Source organism: Burkholderia sp. SJZ089 (assembly GCF_007828315.1).
Taxonomy (GTDB): Bacteria; Pseudomonadota; Gammaproteobacteria; order Burkholderiales; family Burkholderiaceae; genus Burkholderia; species Burkholderia gladioli.
On the sequence record NZ_VIUM01000062.1, the window covers coordinates 1 to 1,445 of the forward strand.

Annotated in this window: 1 protein-coding gene; it reads right to left on the reverse strand. The window is 57.4% G+C overall.

Features of this window, described 5'->3' with window-relative positions; translation table 11 throughout:
* Positions 1-291: 291 nt before the first annotated feature.
* Positions 292-1,311: an IS110 family transposase gene (locus FB600_RS36995; protein ID WP_098183222.1), complete on the reverse strand. Its 1,020-nt coding sequence runs from the start codon at positions 1,309-1,311 to the stop codon at positions 292-294.
* Positions 1,312-1,445 lie beyond the last annotated feature (134 nt).

Consider the following 1,445-nt stretch of genomic DNA (forward strand, 5'->3'; position numbering starts at 1 on the left):
TAAGAGGCCATGTATGAACGCGTCCCTTTGCGCAAGTTTTCGGGTGTTCCGACTTCGACAGGATGGGTTGCAGCTATGTATTCGGCCTTGTTGCAGCCGACGTTCCGCTGCGGGCCTCTATGAAATCCGCTGACTCGCACCTCATTAGTTCAACGAGCTCGAAGCTCATGCCTCTTACCAGGTTTCGCGAGTCCCGGTCCGACCTGTCTTGTCATCTCACACGATTGCCAACGCAACCTTTCGACGTTCACCCTGTGTCAAACGTTAATCTTACAAGCCGTGCGACCACGGTTATGCCGGCTTCACGCTCACGTGATCTTTCCTGTACGGCCTGTCATGGGCGAGCACCGTCCAGATCGTCCGCGCCATCTTGTTTGCCAACGCGACCACTACCACGTTCGATGGTCGCCGCTTCTTCATGCCCTCAACCCACGGACCAGGCTCCTTCGCATTCGTCAGTACAGATCGAGCGCCGTGGATCAGCAAAGTGCGCAGGTAGGTGTCGCCGCGTTTGCTGATCCCGTGGAGGCTCACCTTGCCGCCGGTGCCAGTCTGCTTCGGCACTAATCCGGCCCATGCCGCGAACTCGCGCCCAGACTTGAATGCTTTCGGATCACCCATCATCGCGACTGCTGCCGTCGCCGTCAGCAGGCCAACGCCCGGAATCTCGATAACCGCCTGTACCGCCTTGTCGTCCTTCTTCCATTCGCGCAACCGCCGCTCGATCGTCGCGATTTCCTCATCCAGCTTATTGACCCGCGCCCACTGCTCGCGCAGTGTATCGATCAGCAGTTTCGGCAGCCGCGCTTCGGCACGCGCGAGGGCGTCCTGGACTGCTTTGATCATCGCGGTGCGGCCTTTACCCATCACCTCGCCGAACTCGGCCAACATCCCGCGCAAGCCGTTGATCTGCATCGTACGGAACTTCACCAGTTGTTCCCGCTGACGATGCAACATCAGCACCGCCTGCTGCATTTCGCTTTTTACCGCCACCGCCTTCCGTGGCTGCTGGACTGCCAGCCAGATCGCTTGCGCGTCCATCGCATCGTTTTTGTTGCCAACGTTGAATGCCTTCACAAACTTCGCTGGCATCAACTTAACCTGATGTCCCATCTGCATCAGCTGTCTTGCCCAGTGATGGGCGCTACCGCACGCTTCCATCCCGATCATGCACGGCGCACGATTTGCGAAATATTCGAGAAACTGCGAGCGCTTGATCTGCTTGTTCACGATTTCGCCGGTTTCCGGGGCGACGTAGTGCACTTGAAAGACACTTTTTGCAATGTCGATTCCAACAGGCGTAGCATTCATTTCGGATCCTCCGGTTGCCGGGAAATGCGTGCATTTTCCACCTGGGCACATCGATGCCGTTGGCCCGCGGGGATCCACCTTCCTTTGCGCTACATTCAGGGGTGGGACGCGTTCATATCATTAGTTCAAAAAGA